Origin of the sequence: Streptomyces hazeniae (assembly GCF_031845485.1) — a bacterium.
In the GTDB taxonomy this organism is placed as follows: Bacteria; Actinomycetota; Actinomycetes; order Streptomycetales; family Streptomycetaceae; genus Streptomyces; species Streptomyces hazeniae.
Map to the genome: position 1 here is coordinate 1 of NZ_JAVREQ010000020.1, position 20,968 is coordinate 20,968.

The following is a 20,968-nucleotide window of genomic DNA, read 5'->3' on the forward strand; positions in this document are numbered from 1 at the left end:
AGCGCCAGGTGCAGCATGACGATGGAGTCCTTGCCTCCGGAGAAGAGGATCACGGGGCGTTCGAACTCCCCGGCCACCTCCCGGAAGATGTGCACCGCCTCCGACTCCAACGCGTCCAGATGCGACAGCACGTACGGCTCGTCGGGCAGTTCCTCGCCGTAGGAGCCCTCCTGGCCCGGGCCGGCCGCGCTCATACCAGACCCCTCTCGGTCAGCAGGGCGTGCACCGCGCCGGCCGACTCCTCGACGCCGCGGCCGCGGGTGTCCAACCGCAGATCGGGCGCCTCCGGCGCCTCGTACGGGTCGTCGACGCCGGTGAGACCGGAGATCTCACCGGCGGCCTGACGTGCGTAGAGACCCTTCACGTCCCGCTCGGAGCACTCCTCGACCGGAGTGGAGACGTGCACCTCCAGGTAGGTGGTGCCCGCCGCCTGGTGACGCTTGCGGACGGACTCCCGGCTGTCCGCGTACGGGGCGATCACCGGGACGACCGCGATCACCCCGTTGGAGGCGAGGAGCTCGGCCACGTAGCCGATCCGCTGCACGTTGGTGTCGCGGTCCTCGCGGGAGAAGCCCAGCCCCGCGGTGAGGAAGGTGCGGATCTCGTCCCCGTCCAGCACCTCCACCCGGCGGCCGTCGCGGGCCAGGCGGTCCGCCAGCGCGCGGGCGATCGTGGTCTTCCCCGCACTGGGCAGGCCGGTGAGCCACACGGTGGCCCCCCGCCGGTCGTCGCCGGCTGCGTTCATCGGTTACCCGTCCTTGGCTCTCGGTCAGTCCCGCCCGGAGGCGGTGATCAGTCCCGCCCGGAGGCGGTGAGGAGTTCGGTGAACAGCGTCTCCCACTGCGGGTGCACCGCGGAGGGGGCGTAGTTCTGCGCCGTCTCCAGCGCTGCCGTGCCCATCTTCTCGCGCAGCGCCTTGTCGTCCATCAGGCGGATCAGTGCCTCGGCGAGGGCGTCGACGTCCTCCGCCGGCACGAGCATGCCCTCCTGGCCGTCGGTGAGCACGTCGGCCGGGCCCGTCGGGCAGTCGAAGCTCACCACCGGCAGGGCGTGCGTCATGGCCTCGATCATCACCATCGGAAGCCCCTCGAAGCGCGAACTCAGCACGTACATCGAGGACTTGGTCAGCTCGTCGTCCAGCGCCTTGGTCTGGCCCATGAGCAGCACCTGGTTGTACAGGTGGTGCTTCTCGATGAGCGCGCGCAGCTGGGCCCGCTTCTCGCCGTGGCCGAAGATGCGCAGCTGCCAGTCGGGGTGCCGCTCGGCCACCTTCGCCCATGCCGGGATCAGCATGTCGAAGCCCTTCTGGGGGGCGAGCCGGCCCGCTGCGACCGCGATCTTGCGGGACCAGTCGGACGGCTGCTGGTCCATCGAGTGGACGGCGTTGGGGATCCGCACCAGGTGGGTGTCGGGAAGGATCTTCCCGTAGTCCTCCAGGTCCCGGTGGGTCAGCACGGCGACGGCGTCGAAGCGGGGGTAGTACTCCTGGATCGCGGCGACGACGTCCTTGCGGTGCACCGACAGGTTCATGTGCTCCTGCGCGACCCGTACCAGGTGACGGGGCGCGTGGTGCGCGGCGAGGATGTTGAGCGCCGGCCGGGTGGTGACCAGGATGCCGTCGGTGAGCCCTTCGAGGTAGGCGCCGACCACGACCTCGACGTACCGGTTGAAGTACCGCACACCGAACTCGCCGGCCGGGACGAGCTCCGGGTCGGTGTGGGCGAGCGCGACGTCCTCCGGGTTCTTGAGGCCCTCCTTCCAGCCCTGGGCGCCGGCCCTGGCCTCGCGACCGTCGATCAGGGAGGTGACGGCGACCCGGTCGTCCAGCGGGAACTGGATCTCGTCGCGGTGCCTTATGACGCTGACGATCTCGATGTCGTGACCCGCGGCGACCAGGGTGTTGGCCTGGTTCATCACGGTACGGATGGTGCCGCCGGTGCCATAGGCGTGCAGCAGCAGGTAGCGGATCTTCATCGGACCATCCACTCCGTCCGCTCGAAGGGCAGCTCGTCCGGGCTCAGCGGCAGGTCGCCGGGGACGCACTCGACGGTCAGGTCGTCCGCGTTGCTGTAGACGGGGCGGACCACCGTCCCGTCCTCGTCGTGGGCGGACTGACCGGGGAAGACGAAGATCTTCCTCTTGCCCGCGATGTCGTCCAGATGCCTGCCGACCGTCAGCGTCTCCTCGTCGTCGCCCGCGGGGGAGAGGTGGAGGTCCCAGACCGCCTTGTGCAGTCCGTCCAGCGCGAGGTCGTCGACCGGCACCGAGGCGTCGAACGCCGTGCCGTCCAGCCGCGCGTCGTAGCGCAGCCGGTACTTCTCATGCCCGCGCAGCGCCAGTACGAGCTGCCATCCGTCGCCTCCAGGCTCGCGTCCGTGGAGCGATCCCACCAGTCTGATGCGGCCGTCGCGCGGCCACACCTCGTCGATTTCGGCGTGGGGTTTCATGCGGAGTGCGCGCCCTCCGCATCCTTGGTGTAGCCCCAGGCCTCGCACATCGGGCGGAGCAGCTCGGGGACGTCGTCGAGGGAGGGCAGTTCCCGGCCCGGCTGCACGCTGCCGCTGAGGATCTTCTCCCGCCAGTCGCCCAGACCGCGCTTCATGTCACTCTTCTCGCGCTGGCCGTACTCGAGCATCTGCGGCTCGAACTCCAGGTCGAGGAAGGAGCAGATGCCCTTGAGGGTCTGCTCGGGGTCGGCGGTGAGGTCCTCGTAGCGGACGAGGTGGCCGGTGAGGCCGCCCCGGGCCCGCTCGACGGCCTTCATGTAGCGCAGGGCGTCGGCGGTGGCCTCCTCCTCCGAACGCTTCTCCGGGTCCGACTCGTGCCAGGAACGGGCGATGGAGGCCGGGTGGCGGAGCAGGAAGATGTAGCGGGCGTCCGGCCAGCAGGCGGCGATGCGCTTCCAGGCGAAGGCGTTGCTCGGCGTCTTCTCGACGATGAACTCGCCGCCGTGCTTGACCAGTTCGCGGTGCATGACCCGGTCCCACAGCAGGTGCTCCAGGTCGGCGGTGTCCAGGTCGAGCGCGTCCATGGCCTTCTTGGAGATGGACGTGCCGTACCCGACGCTCAGCCGGCGGATGTGGAGCTCGTGCGGGGCGTGCAGCTTGGAGTGGCCGCCGACGAGCACGCGCAGCAGGGTGGAGCCGGAGCGCACCGGCGACATGATGAAGACCGGCTTGCGGAGCAGGCGGTCGAGCTCCGGGTTCTTCGTCTCGCGGAACCCGATCGGCTTGGGCCGCGGAGCCTTCTCGGCTGCCTTCGGCTTCAGCTTGGCGGTCTCCGGCATGGACGCGCGCCGGATCTCGAAGCCGGTGGCTTTGCGCAGGGATGTGTTCAGTGTCCTTCGAAGGCTCATTGCGGCAGGCTAGGCATGTTGCAAATTCGTGGTCAAGCTGCGGCCTCCGGGTTAAACCCCGGATTCGGTGCGGATCGTTCACGCCCGGCTCCGCGGGGGTGCTCCCGCCGCTGGCCGAGGGGTCGCGGAGGCCCGTCCGGCACCGTACGGATCCGGCCACGAATCACCGGAACGGATGAGGTGTCGTGGCGGGCGCCCGTACGGGCGAGAGGTACTCGCGGACCAGGGTGCGGTGCCACCACATGCCGGTCTCCCGGCGCTCGGACCCGGTGGTGAACCGGTAGCGGTAGAGCAGCGCCCGTACGTGCGCCGGCGGGCCGTCCGGGAACGGGTTGCGGCGGAGCAGCCGCAGGGTGTCCGGATCCGACCGCAGCAGCCGCAGCACGAACGCGTCGAACCAGCCACGGGTGTACGCCGGGGAGAGCGCGGCGAACCACATCATCCAGTCCAGCCGCAGGTGGTACGGCGCGAACTGCCGCGGCCGCCGGCTCGGGTCGCCTGGCTTCCCGCGGAAGTCGTACTCCCGCCATGCGGTGTCCTCGTCCGGGTGCTCGGCGTCCGTCCCCTCGAGCACGATCTCGTGGCGCACCCGGGTCACGCTGCCGAACGCCCCGTAGGTGTTGACCAGATGCAGGGGGTCGAACGAGCGGTTCATCCGCTGCCGCGGGGACAGCAGGTTGCGGACCGGGCGGTAGCTGAGCACGGCCACCAGCACGGTCAGCGCGCACACCAGGGCGGCGAACCACAGCGGCGTGGCGCCGTAGGTGCGGGGACCGGTGACCAGCGAGGTGTCCAGCGCCGCGCACGCGATAACGACGGTCAGCCAGTTCAGCCAGGCGAAGTTCCCGGACAGCAGCAGCCACAGCTGGGTGACGATCATCAGCGCGGCGGCTGCCCCGGCGACCGGCTGCGGGAGCAGCAGCGCGAACGGCACCAGCAGCTGCGTGACGTGGTTGGCGGCCACCTCCGCCCGGTGCATGCGGCGCGGCAGCCGGTGGAAGTGCCAGCTGAACGGCCCGGGCATGGGCTGGGTCTCGTGGTGGTGGTCCAGGCAGGTCAGCTCACGCCAGCAGCGGTCGCCCCGCCACTTGATCAGGCCCGCCCCGAACTCCACACGGAACAGCAGCCAGCGCAGCAGCCACAGCACCAGCACGGGCGGTCCGACGGAGTCGTTGCCCAGGAAGACGGCCAGGAATCCCGCCTCCAGCAGCAGCGACTCCCAGCCGAAGCCGTACCAGGTCTGCCCCACGTTCACGATCGACAGGTACAGCGCCCACAGCACCGCCCACGCCGCCATCGCGGCACCCAGCGGCACGGCGTCCCCGGCGCCCGCCGCCAGAGCGGCGGCCAGCGCCGCCCCCGACCAGGCGACGGCGGCGAAGAAGCGGTCGGAGAAGTGCCACTGGAACAGTCCGGGCGCGCTGCGGAACGGCACCGCGCGCACGAAGCGGTCCGCGGGCAGCATGCCCTTCTCGCCGATCAGCGGACGGAACTGGAGCGCCGAGGTGAGGAAGGCGACGACGTAGAGCAGCGCCAGGCCGCGCTGCGCCATCTCCCGGGCGAGCCAGAGCTCCGGTGCGGTGAACCAGTCCATGGGCGACGGGTACCACCGGGAGGCGCAGGACTCACCGCGTCTCAGCCGGTGCCGTTGAGTACCCGGCTGATGGTCGCGGACGCCCGCTGCGCCGCCGGCCGCTTCGCCTCGCCGCGCAGCACGGCAGTCATGTACCGCGTGATCGGGTTGTCCGCCTCCAGCGTGCCCCAGGACGGGGAGGCGGGGACGGTGTGACCGTGCTCGGCCGCGCGCGCCATGGCCTCCGCACCCGGGTCGCCGTCCAGTGCGCCGGCGAGCCTCGCCTTGTTCGGTACGTAGCTCATCTCCCCGGCGATGCGCCGCTGCCACCGGTCGCCGGACAGCAGCTTGACGAAGGCGTACGCCTCCTCGTCGAGGCCCTCGCCGTCCGGCATGATCAGCACCGAGCCGCCGGTGAACACCGCACACGGCTCGCCCGGCTTCTCGCCCGGGACGGGGAAGAAGCCCAGCTTGCCCTTCAGGTCCGGGTTGGCGTCGGTGATCAGGCGCGCGCCGCCGGGCACGGTGATCAGCTGGGCCACGCGGCCCTCCGCGAACACCTGCTCCTGGTCCGGGTTCGCCTCGTCGGAAGCGGGCGGCGCCTCCCCGTGGGACTGGAGTTCGCGGTAGAAGTCCATGGCCCGCAGTGCCTGCGGGGTGTCCAGGGCGCCGCTCCACCGGCCGCTGCGCTCGTCGGCCAGCCGGCCGCCCTCGTCCCACACGAAACCGGCCAGCACGTACCAGTTCCGGCCCGGCAGGTAGATGCCCTGCTGGCCGGGCGGGGAGTCCAGCGCGGCCGTCGCGGTCAGCCACGCGTCCCGGGTGCGCGGCGGGGAGTCGATCCCGGCCGCCTCGAACAGGTCCTTGCGGTAGACCACGACCCGGTTGGCGGCGTAGAACGGGACGCCGTACTGGAAGCCGTCCACCTGGCCGGACGCCCCGAGGGCGGGCAGCCACTCGTCGCTGCCCAGGTCCATCATCCGGACGGTCAGGTTCTGCACCTTCCCCGTCTGCACGTACTGCGCGACCTGCGTGTTCCCGACCTCGATGACGTCGGGGCCGTCGCCGGACCGCAGCGCGGCGGTCACCTTCCGGTCGATTCCGGGCCACTGCTGCACGACCACCTCCACCTCGACGCCCGGGTGCTGCGCCTCGTAGTCGCGGACCAGGTCGCGGGTGAGGCCGTCGGTGAGGCTGCCCTCCATCAGCCACACCGTCAGCGTCCGGCCGTCGTCGCTCTCGCCGATGAGGCCGCACGCGGCGAGCAGGGCGCTGCTCAGGGCGAGCGCGAGGGCACGGACGGCGCCTCTCCTCCGGAACGAAAAGGGCATGGCTCCCCCAGGGAAGGTCGCACGGGTGCCGCCGGACGGCGGGTGGCGGCGCGGACTGTGGGGGGTTGACGCACAGCTTTGGCATAGACCAATGCCGGGGTCAAGGGGGATGCCGGGACGACATCCCTGCGCAACCCCGCGCAACCCCCGCAACCCGCGCCGCACCGGGCCGGACCTCCCGGTGAGGCCTGGGCCCGCCCGGCGGAAGAGGGCGGGCCCAGGCGGGGGTCGTGCGGGCTCAGGCGGGGTCGACGATCCCGCGGGCGGCGCCGAGGCCGACGACGTCCTGAGGGCGCAGGCGCAGCTGGTCGGCGGTCTCGCGCACCCGCCCGCCGTCCCGCTTGAGCACGGCTGCGGCCGACTCCGGCGCGATGACGGAGAAGTACGCCTCCGGCACCAGCCACGTGTGGCCGGGCGCGGCCAGCGCGAGAGCACCGCCCGAGCCGCCCTCGCCGACAACCAGGGTGGTCACCGGCACCCGGGCCTCGGCCACGGCCGCGAAGCACGCGGCCACCGCCGGGCCGGTCCCCGCCCGTTCCGCCTCGCCGTCGCCCGCCGCACCGGGCGTGTCGACCAGCGTGAGGACCGGCAGGCCCAGCCGGTCCGCGAGCCGGACCAGACGCGCCGCCGTGCGGTATCCGGCAGGGCGGGTCGCGGTGCCCAGCTGCGCCGCGTACGCCGCCGTGGTGCCGTCCGGCAGGCGGCCGAGGCCGCAGGCGACGCCCTGGTCGTCCCGGCCGCCGCAGCGGTCGCCGCCGATCTCCTCGCGCCGCGTGAAGCACGCGTCCAGGTAGGCGCCCGCGCGTGGCCGTCCGGCGGAGCGGGCGCGTTCCACCGCCTCCCAGCCGGTCGCCGGCGGGGCGGCCGACCGCAGCGCCGGGGGCGGCTCCAGCCGGTCCCCGGGCGGCCCGGCGAGCAGTGCCAGCCAGCGGCCGAGGGCGCTGCGCAGTTCCCCGGCGGGCACCAGCCGGTCGACGTGCCCGGCCGCGTACTGCCCCTCGGCCGTGTACGCCGCCGGGTCCGCACCTTCCGGCCGCACGCGGGAGCCGGCGAAGGCCACCTGCGCGCCCTCGACGGCCAGCACCACATCGGCGCCGGATGCCACGGCGGCCCAGCCGCCGCCGGTCGTCGGATGCCGGGCCACCGCCAGCTGCGGCACCCCCGCGGCACGGGTGAGCGCGCACTGCCGTGCCACGCGCTGGAGCTGGGACAGGGCCCGCATGCCTTCCTGCATACGGCTGCCCCCGGTGGCGACCAGCGACACCAGCGGCAGCCGGCGCTCCCGGGCCAGGACGTGCGCCGCCTCGATGCGGGCACCCGTGCGCTCCCCGAGCGAACCCCCGAGGAAGCCGAACTCGAAGGCCAGCAGGACCGCTTCGGTGCCGTCGACCCGTCCGGTGCCGAGCACCACCGACTCCGCCTCCCCGGTGCGTGCCCGCGCCTTCCCCCGGGCCGCGCCGTACCCGGGCCAGCCCAGCGGGCCGTCGTCGTCCGCGGTTCCGGGTGCCGCCCAGGACTCGGGCGGCGCCTCGGCGAAATCGTCGGTCAGGCCCGCCAGCAGCTCGCGGGCCGGGACGCCCGCCGGGGCCTGCGGCCGGTCAGGCATCGAGCGCGCGCTTGAGGATCTTGCCCATGTCGTTGCGGGGCAGGGCGTCCAGGTAGCGCACGCGCCGTGGCCGCTTGTGCGGGGCGAGGAGCGCGGAGACGTGCTCGGCCAGTTCGCGTTCGCCGGGCGGCGAGGCGGCGTCCCGGGGCACGACCCACGCGACGACGCGCTCGCCCAGGTCCGGATCGGGTTCGCCGGTCACGGCGGCCTCCGCCACGCCGGGGTGCTCCAGCAGCGCGTTCTCGATCTCGCCCGCACCGATCTTGTAACCGCCGCTCTTCACCAGATCGGTCGACTTGCGGCCGACGAGGGTCACCGCGCCCGCCGCATCGGTGGTCGCCATGTCCCCGGTGCGGAACCAGCCGTCCGCGGTGAACGCCGCAGCGGTGGCCTCCGGGCGGCCCAGATACCCGGTGAACAGCGAGAGACCCCGTACCTCCACCTCGCCCACGGTCTCGCCGTCCCCTGCCTCCAGCGGCGCACCGGCCTCGTCCACCAGCCGCAGCTCCACGCCGTCGAGCGGCGGCCCGACCGTGCCCGGCCGGGCGGGGCTCAGGGACCGTCCGTCGTCCGCCAGGCGCACGCTCGTGTTCATCAGCGTCTCCGTCATCCCGTAGCGCTCGACGACGTGTCGGCCGGTCGCCTCGGCGATCCGCTGGTGGTCGCGCAGCGGCAGGGGGGCGGACCCGGAGACCAGCAGCCGGGCCCCGGACAGGGCGCCTGCCAGCTCCCGGTCGTCGGCCACGGCCTCGGCGAGCCGGTGGTACATGGTGGGCACGCCGAACAGCATCGTGCCGGGACCGGCCAGTTCGCGGGCCACCGCCGTCACGTCGAAGCGGCCCAGGTGGTGCACGGTACCGCCGCGCCGCAGCGGGCCGAGGACGCCCAGCACCAGGCCGTGCACGTGGAACAGCGGCAGGGCGTGCACCAGTACGTCGTCCGCCGTCCACCCCCACGCGCCGGCCAGCGCGTCCAGGGTGTGCGCGACGGCGCGGCGCGGGATCACCGCGCCCTTCGGCGGTCCGGTGGTGCCGGAGGTGTAGACGACCAGCGCGGCCGTCTCCGGCCCCGGCTCCTCCTCGGGCGCGGGCGCCGCGGCCCCCGGCGTCGCCCCGGTCGTCAGGGACACGTCCACGCGGGGCAGCGTGTCGGGGCCCTCGGGGAGCACCTCGCCGGGCGCGGCGAGGACCAGCGCCGGGGCGCTGTCGCCGAGGATGTGCGCCAGTTCCCGGGTGCCCGTCCGCGGGTTCAGCGGCACCGCGGGCACGCCGGCCCGCAGCGCGGCGACCACGGCGACCGCCGTGTGCGGGGAGGGTGTCGCCCAGACGGCGATCCGGCCGGCCCCGGCGATCTTCTCCGCCAGCGCCCCGGACGCGGCGTCCAGTGCGCCGTACGTCAGGACGTCCGTGCCGAACCGCAGGGCGGTCCGGTCCGGGCTCTCGCGCAGGGCTGGGAAGAGGGACGACACCGGTACTCCTTCACAGGTCGCGGGTGCGCATGCCGCGCTTCGGCAGGGCGCGGTCTCGCAGGTGAGGGACGTCTGCGGCCTCAGCATCGCACGGCGGCCGACGCCCGGGGCCGGTACGCCGCCCGCCGTGCGCAAGTGCAGGGAAGCTCCCGGTCACGCCCGCGCGGGGGCGTGCGCCATCGGGTCGTCCAGCACGGCGCGCACCACCGAGCGGGCCGCGCCGAGCACCGGCCCGTCGGTGCCGACGGCGGAGGTGAGCAGCCGCGGCACGGGGGCGGGCGCGGCCTGACGGGAGGCGAGCTCTCCGGTGAGCGCGGGGAGCAGGAAGCGTCCGAGCCCGGCGAGTTCCCCGCCGAGCACCACGGCCTCCGGGTCCAGCAGGTTGACCGTACCCGCCAGGGCGACACCGAGCGCCCGCCCGGCGTCCCGCAGCGCCCGCAGCGCGGCCGCGTCGCCCTGCGCGGCCCGTTCGGCGAGAACGGCCGTACGGCTGCGCGGGGAGGCGTGCCCGGCGGGCAGTCCGGCCGCCCCCAGCAGGGCCTCCTCCCCGGCGTACTGCTCCAGGCAGCCACGCCCCCCGCAGCCGCACGGCCTGCCTTCCGGTACCACCGGCACGTGGCCCAGCTCGCCCGCGAACCCTCGGGCCCCGCGCAGCAGTTCGCCGCCCAGCACGACCGCGCCGCCGATGCCGATGCGGGCGGAGACGTGCACGAAGTCGGCGGGGGCCTCCGTGCCGCCGTGCCAGAGCTCGGCGAGCGCGCCGAAGTTGGCCTCGTTGTCCACGGTGAGCGGCAGGGACCGGGGCAGCCGGGGGCGCAGGTCGGTGGCCGGCCAGCCCAGGTTGGGCGTGCGGACCACCCGGGTGGAGTCGCGGCCGACCAGTCCCGGCACCGCCACGGCGAGCCCCGCCGGCGCCAGTCCGTGCCCGGCCGCCCCGGCGGCCGTCTCCTCGACCAGCGCGGCCAAGCGCGCCAGCACCTCGTCGGGGTCGGAGTCGCGGTGGTCGCCCTCCGCCTCGGCGCGGGCGCGGACCCGGCCGCGCAGGTCGAGGGCGACCACCACCAGCCGGTCCACGCCGACGTCCGCGCCGATCCCGCACGGTCCGCGGGCGCCGACGTCGAGCGCGTGGCCCGGACGCCCCACCCCGCCGGTGCGGCCCGGCCCCAGCTCCGTCAGCAGCCCGCCGCGCAGCAGTTCGTCGACCAGCGTGGAGACCGCGGCCCGGGTGAGCCCGACGCGGGCGGCGATGCCCGCCCGGGACACGGGGGCCCGTTCGGCCACGGTGTGCAGGACCCGGGAGAGGTTGCGGCGCCGTATCTCCTGTTGCGAGTTGGGGGCGGAAGCGGGCATCTGGTCCTCCTGCGCGCTGCGGCCGGCCGGTGGTCAGGAGCCGGATCGGCCCAGCAGCGCGCCCGCGCTCCCGAGCGTGGCCGTCAGCCGGTCGAGGGTCTCCTCGTCGCGCTGCACCGCGGGGTAGGCCGGGCCGTCGGCGGTCGCCCAGCGGCGGGCGACGGCGGCCGGGTCCTCGCCCATCAGCAGCCCGGCGGCCTGCGCGGCCGCTCCGAGGGCCACCAGTTCCTGCGCCCGGGGCACCTGGACCGGCCGCCCGGACAGGCGGCGCACGGTCTCCCGCCAGGCGGTGCCCTTCGCGCCGCCGCCGATCAGCAGCAACGGGGCGTCGGCTCCGCCGTCCGGCGCGGCTTCGCCGCCCAGCACCTTCTCCAGCGCGTCGAGCAGGGTGAAGACCGCGCCGTCGTAGGCGGCCTGGAGGATGTGCCCGCCGGTGGTGTCGTGCCGCAGACCGTGCAGCAGGCCGGACGCGTAAGGCAGGTCGGGTGTGCGTTCGCCGTCCAGGAAGGGCAGCAGCGTCGCCCCGCCGCCCGCCTCGACGTCCTCGCGCTCGCGGCCCAGGAGGGCGGCGACCCGGTCCACGGCGAGGGTGCAGTTCAGCGTGCAGGCCAGCGGCAGCCAGCGGGTGCCGGCGTCGGCGAACCCGGCGACCGTGCCCGTGGGGTCGGCCGGCCGCGTCCCGGAGACGGCGTAGACGGTGCCGGAGGTGCCCAGGCTGAGCACCGGCTGCCCGGGACGCAGACCCAGCCCGAGCGCCGCCGCCATGTTGTCGCCGGTGCCGGGCGCCACCAGCGCGCCGGAGGGCAGCGGCAGCCCGTCGCGGACGGTGCCGGCCACCTCGCCGTGGCCGACCACGCGGGGCAGCGCGTCGGGGGAGAGGCCGACGTGGTCGAGGGTCTCCGCGTGGTACGTGCCGGTGTCGGACGCCCACCAGCCGGTGCCGGAGGCGTCGCCGCGGTCGGTGGTGCCGGTGCCGGTCAGCCGCTCGGTGAGGTAGTCGTGCGGCAGCCGTACGGCCGTGGTGGCCGCCGCGGCCTCCGGCTCGTGCTCGGCGAGCCAGGCCCACTTGGTGACGGTGAAGGACGGCGCGGGCACGCTCCCGGTCCGGCGGGCCCAGCCCTCCGGACCGCCCAGCTCCGCCAGCAGCCGGTCCCGCTGGGGCGCGGACCGCACGTCGTTCCACAGCAGCGCCGGACGGACGGGCCTGCCGTCCCGGCCGAGCGTCACCAGGCCGTGCTGCTGGCCGGCCACGGACACCGCCGAGGCCCGCCGCACGGCCGGGCCGCACTGCTCCAGCGCGGAGGCGAGAGCCGTCCACCACTGCTCCGGGTCGGACTCCCGGCCGGACGTCGCGTCCACGGTGTGCGGGGCCTGCCCCCGGGCGACGACCCGGCCGGTCGCCACGTCGACGACGAGCGCCTTGGTGGCCTGGGTGGAGCTGTCCACGCCGACGACGAACGGCCCTTCGGGTGCGGCCACTGCTCCCTCACCTCTTCCTCCAGCGGGGTCCTGCCCGCATACTAGTTTGTCAACGGGCATGACGAATAGAGTCCCGAAGCCCCCCGAACCGGCGGACCCCGAGCAGGAGAGTGGTGCACGATGAGCTACCGGCCGACCCCTGAGGACAGGTTCAGCTTCGGTCTGTGGACGGTGGGCTGGCAGGGCCGCGACCCGTTCGGCGACGCCACCCGGCCCGCGCTCGACCCGGCCGAGTCCGTACGCCGTCTCGCGGAGCTGGGCGCCTGGGGCGTCACCTTCCACGACGACGACCTCATCCCGTTCGGCTCCCCGCGGACCGAACGCGAGCGGCACGTCCGGCGCTTCCGCGCCGCGCTGGACGAGACCGGCATGACGGTCCCGATGGCGACCACCAACCTCTTCACCCACCCGGTGTTCAAGGACGGCGCCTTCACCGCCAACGACCGCGACGTACGCCGCTACGCCCTGCGCAAGGTGATGCGCAACATCGACCTCGCCGCCGAACTCGGCGCCCGCACCTATGTCGCCTGGGGCGGCCGGGAGGGCGCCGAATCCGGCGCCGCCAAGGACGTGCGCTGCGCCCTGGACCGGCTGAAGGAGGCCTTCGACCTGCTGGGCGAGTACGTCACCGGTCAGGGCTACGACCTGCGGTTCGCCCTCGAGCCCAAGCCCAACGAGCCGCGCGGCGACATCCTGCTGCCCACCGTCGGGCATGCGCTGGCGTTCATCGAACGGCTGGAGCGGCCCGAGCTGTTCGGCGTCAACCCGGAGGTCGGCCACGAGCAGATGGCCGGGCTGAACTTCCCGCACGGCATCGCGCAGGCGCTGTGGGCGGGCAAGCTGTTCCACATCGACCTCAACGGCCAGTCCGGCATCAAGTACGACCAGGACCTGCGCTTCGGAGCCGGCGACCTGCGCGCGGCCTTCTGGCTGGTCGACCTGCTGGAGAGCGCCGGCTACGACGGCCCGCGGCACTTCGACTTCAAGCCGCCGCGCACCGAGGACTTCCAGGGCGTGTGGGCGTCGGCGGCCGGCTGCATGCGGAACTACCTGGTGCTGCGCGAGCGGGCCGCCGCGTTCCGCGCCGACCGGGAGGTCGCCGAGGCGCTGCGCGCCTCGCGGCTGGACGAACTGGCCCGCCCCACCCTGGAACCGGGCGAGACGGCGGCCGGCCTGCTGGCCGACCGCGCCGCGTTCGAGGACTTCGACCCGGACGCGGCCGCCGAGCGCGGCATGGCCTTCGAGCACCTGGACCAGCTGGCGATGGACCACCTGCTGGGTGTACGCGGGGGCTGAGACCACCGGTCCCTTCCACGCCGACGCGAGACGCCGCACACCGGTTCTCGCCGGTGTGCGGCGTCTCGTCGTCCGGGGGACGGCCGGCCCGGAAGGCTGACCTGTCCGGCAGGCTAGTCCGGCAGGTCGGCCGCCGCCGGGTCGAGCACCCGGGAGAGGAACTCGCGGGTCCGCGCGTGCTGCGGATCGACCACGACCTGCTCCGGCGGGCCCTCCTCGACGATGACCCCGCCGTCCATGAAGACGACCCGGTCGGCCACCTCACGGGCGAAACTCATCTCGTGCGTGACGACCAGCATGGTCATGCCCTCCGCGGCGAGGCGCCGCATCACCGAGAGCACGTCGCCGACGAGCTCCGGGTCGAGCGCCGACGTCGGCTCGTCGAACAGCATCAGCTGCGGGTCCATCGACAGCGCCCGCGCGATGGCCACCCGCTGCTGCTGACCGCCGGAGAGCTTCGCCGGGTAGGCGGACTCCTTCTCGGTCATGCCCACGCGCTCCAGGTTGCGGCGGGCGACCTTCCGCGCCTCGTCCTTCTCCCGTCCCAGCACCCGGCGCTGGGCGATGGTGAGGTTCTCGATCACCGTCAGGTGCGGGAAGAGGTTGAAGGACTGGAACACCATGCCGATGCCGCGCCGGACCCGGTCGATGTCCACGTTCTCGTCGGTCACCTCGGTGCCGGCCACGGTGATCGTGCCGGAGGTGGGCTCCTCCAGCAGGTTCACGCACCGCAGCAGGGTGGACTTGCCCGAGCCCGACGGCCCGATCACGCACACCACCTCGCCCCGGCGCACGTCCAGGTCGATGCCGGTCAGCACCTCCAGGTCGCCGAACGACTTGTGCAGGTCCGCGATGTGGATGGCGGTGTCCCCGCCGGCGGGGGAGGCGTGCTCCGTCTTCGTCACGGCGTCCTTCATGCCGCTCACCTGGCCTTCGCGGTACGGGCCTCCAGCCGGCGCACCAGGTGGCCGAGCGGGAGGGTGATGACGAGGTACAGCAGGCCGGCCAGCAGGATCGGGGTCATGCTGCGGTTCTGATTGAGCGCGTCCCGGCCGAACTTCGTCAGCTCGTAGCCCGACAGCGAGAGCCCCAGCAGGTACACCAGGGAGGAGTCCTTGGTGAGCAGGATCAGCTCGTTGGCCAGCGGCGGCAGGATGATGCGGAAGGCCTGCGGGATGATGATCGAGATCATCGCCCTGCCCTGCGACATGCCCAGCGAACGTGCCGCCTCCGCCTGGCCCTTGGGTACCGCCTGGATACCCGCGCGGATGGTCTCCGCCATGTAGGCGGCGCCGACCAGGCCCAGCGCCAGCATCACGGTGACGTACTGGTTGATGGACACCTGGAAGGCGAGCGGGACGCCGAAGCCGAGCGCGATGAACACCAGCAGGGCCGGCACGCCGCGGAAGAACTCGATGTACCCGATCGCCAGCCACCGGTAGGGCGGCACCTGTGACAACCGCATCAGCGCCAGCACCAGACCCAGCACCAGACCGAACCCGAAGCCGAGCGCGGTGTAGAGAAGGGTGTTGACCAGCGCGGTGGTGATGATCTCCGGGAACTGCTCCCGGGCCACTTCGAGATCGAAGAAGGCCTGGTGGATCACGTTCCAGTCCGCCACCAGCGCGATCACGATCACCACGACCACCAGCACGGCGTACTGGGTGGTGCGGATGGCGGTGGTGCGCTGGCGGCGGGTCAGCCGTCCCGTCACTGGGCGGACTCCGGAGCCTTGCCGAACCACTTCTTGTAGATCTTGTCGTAGGTCCCGTCCGACTTGATCTTCGCGATGACGTCGTTGACCTGCTTGCGCAGCGCGTCGTCGCCGGTCTGCACGCCGATCCCGTACTGCTCGCCGGTGTCGAACTCCGTGGTGACCTTGGTCTTCGGGTTCTTCTTCACATAGTCGAAGAGGGCCCCGTTGTCGTGGATGGCCGCGTCGACCTGGCCGGTCTTGACCGCCGTCAGCAGCAGGGCGATGTCCTCGAACTCGACGATCTCGACACCGTCGCCGTTGTCCTGGCCGTACTTGGCGCCGGTGGTCGCCTGCTGCACCCCGAGCTTCTTGCCCTTGAGGTCCGCCATCGAGGCGTAGTCGTTCTCCTTCTTGACCAGCAGCGCCTGGGTGGCCTCGAAGTACGGGTCGGAGAAGTCCAGGTTCTCCTCGCGGGTGTCGGTGATGGTCATGCCCGCGGCGGCGACGTCGCACTTGTTCGCGTTGAGTGCCTGACCGGACTGGATGCCCTCGAAGGGGGTGTCGACGATCTCCTGCTCGACGTCCAGCTCCTTCGCGACGGCGTCGACCAGGTCGACGTCGAAGCCGACGATCTGGTTGCCCTTCTTGAACTGGAAGGGCGAGTACGGCAGGTGGGTGCAGGTGGTGAGCTTGCCGGCCTTGACGAGCGATATCTCGGTCCCGTCGCCGGCGCTGGTCTTGGTACTGGTGCACGCCGTGGTGGCGGCGAGCAGACCGAAGGTCGCGGCTGCGGCCAGCAGGGACAGCGACCGGCGGGACGTCGGGTGGGCGGACACGGTGCCTCCGTCAGGGTGGGTTCCTGGGCGACCCTGCCGTACCGGGACCTCGACGGCGTCGTGGGTGACGCGGGCCCGGGAAGATCGGCAAGGTTGCCGCGCATCCTGCCATCGCAGCGGCCCCTCGGAGCCCTCGCGTGAGGTTGCGACCGGATAACACCGCAGTTCGGCGCCCCGTGGTGATGCCGTCGCTACGCGGGGGCGCGGCGAGAGGGCAGGTTCAGGCGGGGGTGCGCACGCAGGGGAGTTCCGCCCACACGGAGTTGCCCCGGTCGCGTTCGTCGGGCCGTACGCCCCACTCGTCGGCGAGCACGCTCACCAGCAGCAGGCCCCGGCCGCCCTCGCCGTCGGCGTCCGGGGTGCGGGGGGTGGGGAGCAGCCGGCGGCGGGCGCCGCCCTCGTCGGTGACCTCCAGGCGCAGCCGTACGCCGATCATCCACAGCTCGCAGCCGACCTTGTCGCTGTCGGTGTGCCGTACGGCGTTGGTGAAGAGTTCGGAGACGAGCAGCTCGGCGTCGTCGCAGGACTCCTCCGCCACGCCCCAGGCGCGCAGGCGCCGCTGCACCAGCCGCCGTGCCTCGGAAACCGAGGTCTCCCGGGCGGGAAGGTGAAAGGCGTCCCTCAGCGGCCGCGTGACGGTATTGCCGCCGCGGTGCGCTAGGGAAGGTGCCTCATGGGGGGAAGCCACCGGTCCACTATGGGGGCGCGAGTGGCGTATGGCAAGGAACAGGCTGCAAATGGCAGAACTGTCCGGGGCGTTCCGTCACGCTCCCTTCTCCGGCAGTGAAAATGCCTGGTCGTAGCGGCTTTTCGGGGTGGGGTGCGCGGATTCCCGGAAAACCCCATTGTGGGGAAATTCGGGCGTACTTCCGCCGCGTTCCAGGCGTTCTGCGTTGTGAGGCATCCCACAGTTCCTCTGAGGGAAAGCCTGAAGTCCGCGTGAAGAAGACGTGCAGGTCTTTTCTTATTCAACGAATTGCGCGGTGAAGCGCAGCGAGAAAACGGCCGGCGCGGGATCGAGACGGTGGGCCGGCAGCACGCCCGGCCCGCAGGAGGCGGAGCCGAGCCCGTGCTGGGCGTGGTCCAGGTGCACCCACACGGTGTCGCCCGGCGTCAGGTCGGTGGTGTGCGCCGCGGCGTCCAGCTGTTCGCTCGTCCACCGCCGGGCGCTGAACCAGAACCTCTCCGGCGCCCCGGTGATCCGGACCCCGGTCCCGCCGTCCGGGCGCTCCCGCAGCTCCGCCCAGCGCACGCCGGGCCGCGCGCCGTTCTCCTGCGGCCGCACGTACGGGGTCTGCAGGGCGTCGACCGGCGCCCGCCAGCGGCCCAGCAGGGCGGCGGCGCACGCGTCCGGGTAGCCCTCGCCCGGTCCGCCGCCGAACCACTCCGCGTGCCCGAAGCGGGCGGGCAGCCCGAACCGTACGCCCAGCCGCGGCAGCGGGCACGGCCAGTCGCCCTCCGGGTCGACCGTCACCGTCAGGCGGACGCCCGCGCCGTCCGCGGCCCAGCGGTAGGCCGTGCGCAGGGCGAGGCCGGTGCCCGCCGCGGCGACGCGGGTGCGGACGGTGAGGCCGCCGTCCTCCAGGCGCACGGCGTCGGTGCGGTGGTGCACGCGATGCAGCCCGAGCTGCCGCCACTGCGCCGCCGTCCTGCCACCGGGCTGCCGGGCCCCGCCCTCGTCGTTGTCGGTGGGGGCCCGCCACACGTCCAGGCGGGGCGGGTCGGTGAACGGCAGTCCGCCCAGGGCGGTCAGCGCGCCGGTGCGGGCGTCGAAGACGGCCGGGCCCAGGCGTACGGACGTGCCGTCCCGGCGGGGCGCCCCCGCCGGGACGGGCGCGGGTTCCGCGGCCGTGGCCGCGGGTGCGGGCGGGCCGGGCACCTGGGCCCAGGCCACCCGGTGCCCGCGCGGTGCCCATGCGGTGTCCGCCGCCAGGCGGGCGGTGACGGTCCACCACGCCTCGCCGCCCAGCGCGTGGTCCGGCGGCGGGGGGAGCCGGACGCGGCCCGACGCGCCGGCCCGCAGGGGCGGCACGTCCAGCGGGCCGGCGGCGACCTCGACCCCCTCCACGGCGTACGTCCAGTCGAAGGCCAGGTGCGAGAGGTCCGCGAAGTCGTACAGGTTGGCGACGGTCAGCTCACGGTCCTCTCCGCCGCGCCCGGTCACGCGCACCGGCTCGACGACCTTCGCGTACTCGGTGAGCCCCGGTGAGGGGGTGCGGTCGGGGAAGACCAGGCCGTCGCACACGAAGTTGCCGTCGTGCATCTCCTCCCCGAAGTCCCCGCCGTACGCGAAGTACTCCCGCCCGTCGGCGGTGCGGCGCAGCAGCCCGTGGTCGATCCACTCCCAGACGAAGCCGCCCTGGCAGCGCGGGTGGACCTCGAACAGGCGCTGGTACTCGGTCAGGCCGCCGGGGCCGTTGCCCATCGCGTGTGCGTACTCGCAGAGCAGGAACGGTTTCGCGCCGGGTTCCTCCGCGCCGCCGATCTCGTCGACCTCCTCGTGCGCCGCGTACATCCGGCTGTGCACGTCGGAGTCGGGGTAGGCGGGGTCGCCCTCGTAGTGCAGTGGCCGGCCCGGGTCGCGCTCGCGCATCCAGCGGGCCATCGCGGACAGTCCGGCGCCGCCGCCGCACTCGTTGCCCAGCGACCACATCACCACGCTCGGGTGGTTCTTGTCCCGCTCCACCATGCGCCGCGCCCGGTCCAGCAGGGCGGGCGTCCACCGCGGGTCGTCCACCGGGTTGTTCCGCCATCCGACATGGCGGAAGCCGTGCGTCTCCAGGTCGCACTCGTCGATCACCCACAGGCCCAGCTCGTCGCACAGGTCGAGAAAGGCGGGGTGCGGCGGGTAGTGGCTGGTGCGGACGGCGTTGACGTGGTGTCGTTTCATCAGCTCCACGTCGCGTCGCATCGTCGCGACGTCCAGCGTCCGCCCGGTGACGGGGTGGAACTCGTGCCGGTTCACGCCGCGGAAGAGCACCCGCCGCCCGTTCACCCGCAGCAGCCCGTCCTCCACCACGACGGTCCGGAAGCCGAGGCGCAGCGGGACGGTCTCGCCCGGTGTGCGCAGCGTCGCGTCGTAGAGGCGCGGCGTCTCGGCCGTCCACGGCTCCACCGGCATCCGCACGGTCTCGCCGGTGGCCGTCTCGACGCCCAGTTCCGGCACCGACACCCGTCCCCCGGGTGCTGCGTCCACCCGCAGCGTGCCGGTCCCGTCGCGGTGGTCGTACCCGGCGTGCACGAAGACGTCGGACACCGCAGCGGGCGGGCGGTGCAGCAGGGTGACCTCGCGGAAGATCCCCGGAAGCCACCACATGTCCTGGTCCTCCAGGTAGGTGCCCGCCGACCACTGGTGCACGCGCACGGCGAGCACGTTCCCGCGGCGGCGCAGCAGCTTCCCGACGTCGAACTCGTGCGGCAGCCGGCTCCCCTGGAAGGACCCCAGGTCGGTGCCGTTGAGCCAGACCCGGGCGCAGGACTCGACGCCGTCGAAGCGCAGGACGGCCGACCCGTGGTCCGGCCAGGTGGCGGGGAGGTCGAACTCCCGCCGGTGGTCGCCGGTGGGGTTCTCGTCCGGCACCCTCGGCGGGTCCACCGGAACGGGGTAACGGGTGTTGGTGTACGCGGGTGCGCCGTGGCCCTGCAGCACCCAGTGGCCGGGCACCCGCAGCGTCGTCCATCCGGGTGCCGCGCGGGGGTCGAAGCCGTCCCTCCTGAACGGCGCGTCCCGCGGCGCGCGGTCGTGCAGGCGGAACGCCCAGGTGCCGCCGAGGTCGAGCGACCCGGCGTCGGACGTCCTCCACCAGGCGCGCGGCGGCAGCGTTCCGTGCGCCGGGGTCACGTCCTCGAAATACGGAATGCCCGACAATCCGCCTCCTTCTGAACGGCCGTCACCGGGAGGTTCCCCAGTTCGTTGTCCCCGAGACACCGTTCGGCTTTTTTGGCATGGACACTTCTCGAATCCGGGACCCGCTGCTACTACTGAGTACGGCAGAAGCTCCCTCCATGCCACCCCCACCATGAGAGGCCCCATGAAGCTGCGCAGATGGAAGGCCGCGGTCACAACCGCGGTCGCCGTCCTCGGACTGACCACCCTCTCCACCAGCGCCCACGCCGCCGACACGGCGGCGCTCGACTATGTGGCGCTCGGCGACTCCTACTCCTCCGGCGTCGGCGCCGGCGCGTACAGCGGCGGCGACTGCCGGCGCAGCGCCAACGCCTACCCGGAGCTGTGGAAGGCCAACAACGCGCCCGCGTCGTTCGCCTTCACGGCCTGCTCCGGAGCGACCACGTCGGACGTGCTGGCCGGCCAGCTCGGCCCCGTCAACTCCGGCACCGACCTGGTGAGCATCAGCATCGGCGGCAACGACGCCGGCTTCGCCGACGCCATGACGACCTGTGTCGTCCTGGGCGAAGGCGCCTGCCTCGACGCCATCGCCGACGCCCGCGCCTACATCGCGGGCACGCTCCCCGGTCGGCTGGACTCGGTCTACAACGCCATCAGCGACCGCGCCCCGAACGCCCGCGTGGTCGTGCTCGGCTACCCGCACATCTACAAGGTCAACGGCACCTGCTCGTTCGGCATCAGCGAGACGTCCCGCGCGGCCATCAACTCCGCCGCGGACGACCTGCACTCCGTGACCTCCAAGCGCGCCGCCGACCACGGCTTCGCCTACGGCGACATGCGGCCCGCCTTCGAGGGCCACGAGATCTGCTCGGGCGACCGCTGGCTGCACAGCACCACCTGGCCGGTGTGGGAGTCCTACCACCCGACCGCCCAGGGCCAGTCCGGCGCCTACTACCCCGTCATGGAGAGCCTGGCCTGACGGATCCGCATCACCGGGTGTCCTCCGCATGGACGCCCTTCCCGGGGCGCGCCCCCTCCAGCACGGAGGGGGCGCGCCCCGGGCGTCTGTCCGCGGGGACGGAATGTGTGGCCCGGCGAGCGCGTGCGAGAGCCGGGGCCGCGGCGCCGGAC

At 73.3% G+C, this 20,968-nt stretch carries 17 protein-coding genes and 1 pseudogene; 2 read left to right on the forward strand and 16 right to left on the reverse strand.

What is annotated here, in order from left to right; genetic code table 11:
* From RM572_RS20485 to xylB, 11 genes and pseudogenes are all read right to left on the reverse strand, one after another.
* Positions 1–194 (reverse strand): annotated as a pseudogene (locus tag RM572_RS20485) (sulfate adenylyltransferase subunit CysD); the annotation flags it as partial.
* Positions 191–745 (reverse strand): adenylyl-sulfate kinase, encoded by a 555-nt coding sequence (gene cysC, locus RM572_RS20490; protein ID WP_311674834.1) that lies wholly within the window; start codon positions 743–745, stop codon positions 191–193. The pseudogene RM572_RS20485 and the gene cysC, both read right to left, overlap by 4 nt.
* A gap of 47 nt (positions 746–792) precedes the next feature.
* The gene (locus tag RM572_RS20495; protein WP_311674835.1) at positions 793–1,974 is read right to left on the reverse strand and encodes a glycosyltransferase family 4 protein; all 1,182 of its coding nucleotides are present in this window, start codon (positions 1,972–1,974) and stop codon (positions 793–795) included.
* On the reverse strand, positions 1,971–2,447 hold the full coding sequence (locus RM572_RS20500; RefSeq protein ID WP_311674836.1) for a hypothetical protein: 477 nt from the start codon (positions 2,445–2,447) through the stop codon (positions 1,971–1,973). Before RM572_RS20500 ends, RM572_RS20495 begins: the two co-directional genes overlap by 4 nt.
* Positions 2,444–3,355, reverse strand: a complete 912-nt coding sequence (locus RM572_RS20505) for a sulfotransferase family protein (protein ID WP_311674838.1) — start codon at positions 3,353–3,355, stop codon at positions 2,444–2,446. The genes RM572_RS20500 and RM572_RS20505 overlap by 4 nt, the downstream gene beginning before the upstream one ends.
* A 163-nt stretch (positions 3,356–3,518) precedes the next feature.
* Entirely contained in the window at positions 3,519–4,949 is a 1,431-nt protein-coding gene (locus RM572_RS20510) for a lipase maturation factor family protein (protein ID WP_311674839.1), read from the reverse strand.
* A gap of 41 nt (positions 4,950–4,990) precedes the next feature.
* Complete coding sequence (locus RM572_RS20515; RefSeq protein WP_311674840.1) at positions 4,991–6,259, reverse strand: extracellular solute-binding protein; 1,269 nt, start codon at positions 6,257–6,259, stop codon at positions 4,991–4,993.
* Between the two features lie 238 nt (positions 6,260–6,497).
* On the reverse strand, positions 6,498–7,865 hold the full coding sequence (locus RM572_RS20520; protein WP_311674841.1) for a carboxyl transferase domain-containing protein: 1,368 nt from the start codon (positions 7,863–7,865) through the stop codon (positions 6,498–6,500).
* Entirely contained in the window at positions 7,858–9,333 is a 1,476-nt protein-coding gene (locus RM572_RS20525) for an acyl-CoA synthetase (protein WP_311674842.1), read from the reverse strand. The genes RM572_RS20520 and RM572_RS20525 overlap by 8 nt, the downstream gene beginning before the upstream one ends.
* Positions 9,334–9,486: 153 nt before the next feature.
* A complete protein-coding gene (locus RM572_RS20530; RefSeq protein WP_311674843.1) occupies positions 9,487–10,683 on the reverse strand; it encodes an ROK family transcriptional regulator in 1,197 nt (398 codons plus the stop codon).
* Between the two features lie 33 nt (positions 10,684–10,716).
* On the reverse strand, positions 10,717–12,162 hold the full coding sequence (xylB, locus tag RM572_RS20535) for a xylulokinase (protein ID WP_311674844.1): 1,446 nt from the start codon (positions 12,160–12,162) through the stop codon (positions 10,717–10,719).
* 120 nt (positions 12,163–12,282) lie between these two features.
* Here xylB and xylA point away from each other — a divergent pair, with 120 nt between their 5' ends.
* On the forward strand, positions 12,283–13,458 hold the full coding sequence (xylA, locus tag RM572_RS20540) for a xylose isomerase (RefSeq protein WP_311674845.1): 1,176 nt from the start codon (positions 12,283–12,285) through the stop codon (positions 13,456–13,458).
* Positions 13,459–13,571: 113 nt separating this feature from the next.
* Here the strand turns inward: xylA and RM572_RS20545 are convergent, their stop codons facing one another.
* From RM572_RS20545 to RM572_RS20565, 5 genes are all read right to left on the reverse strand, one after another.
* On the reverse strand, positions 13,572–14,375 hold the full coding sequence (locus RM572_RS20545) for an amino acid ABC transporter ATP-binding protein (protein WP_027764629.1): 804 nt from the start codon (positions 14,373–14,375) through the stop codon (positions 13,572–13,574).
* 5 nt (positions 14,376–14,380) lie between these two features.
* Positions 14,381–15,172 carry an amino acid ABC transporter permease gene (locus tag RM572_RS20550; RefSeq protein ID WP_247597500.1) on the reverse strand — a complete coding sequence of 264 codons (792 nt, stop codon included), beginning with the start codon at positions 15,170–15,172 and terminating at the stop codon, positions 14,381–14,383.
* Entirely contained in the window at positions 15,169–15,990 is an 822-nt protein-coding gene (locus RM572_RS20555) for a basic amino acid ABC transporter substrate-binding protein (protein ID WP_394813660.1), read from the reverse strand. The genes RM572_RS20550 and RM572_RS20555 overlap by 4 nt, the downstream gene beginning before the upstream one ends.
* 220 nt (positions 15,991–16,210) lie before the next feature.
* Entirely contained in the window at positions 16,211–16,615 is a 405-nt protein-coding gene (locus RM572_RS20560) for an ATP-binding protein (protein WP_311674932.1), read from the reverse strand.
* A 339-nt stretch (positions 16,616–16,954) separates the two neighbouring features.
* Complete coding sequence (locus tag RM572_RS20565) at positions 16,955–19,858, reverse strand: glycoside hydrolase family 2 TIM barrel-domain containing protein (RefSeq protein ID WP_311674846.1); 2,904 nt, start codon at positions 19,856–19,858, stop codon at positions 16,955–16,957.
* 163 nt (positions 19,859–20,021) lie between these two features.
* On the opposite strand from RM572_RS20565, the gene RM572_RS20570 reads away from it, so the two are divergent.
* Positions 20,022–20,816 (forward strand): SGNH/GDSL hydrolase family protein, encoded by a 795-nt coding sequence (locus RM572_RS20570; protein WP_027764634.1) that lies wholly within the window; start codon positions 20,022–20,024, stop codon positions 20,814–20,816.
* Positions 20,817–20,968: the final 152 nt, after the last annotated feature.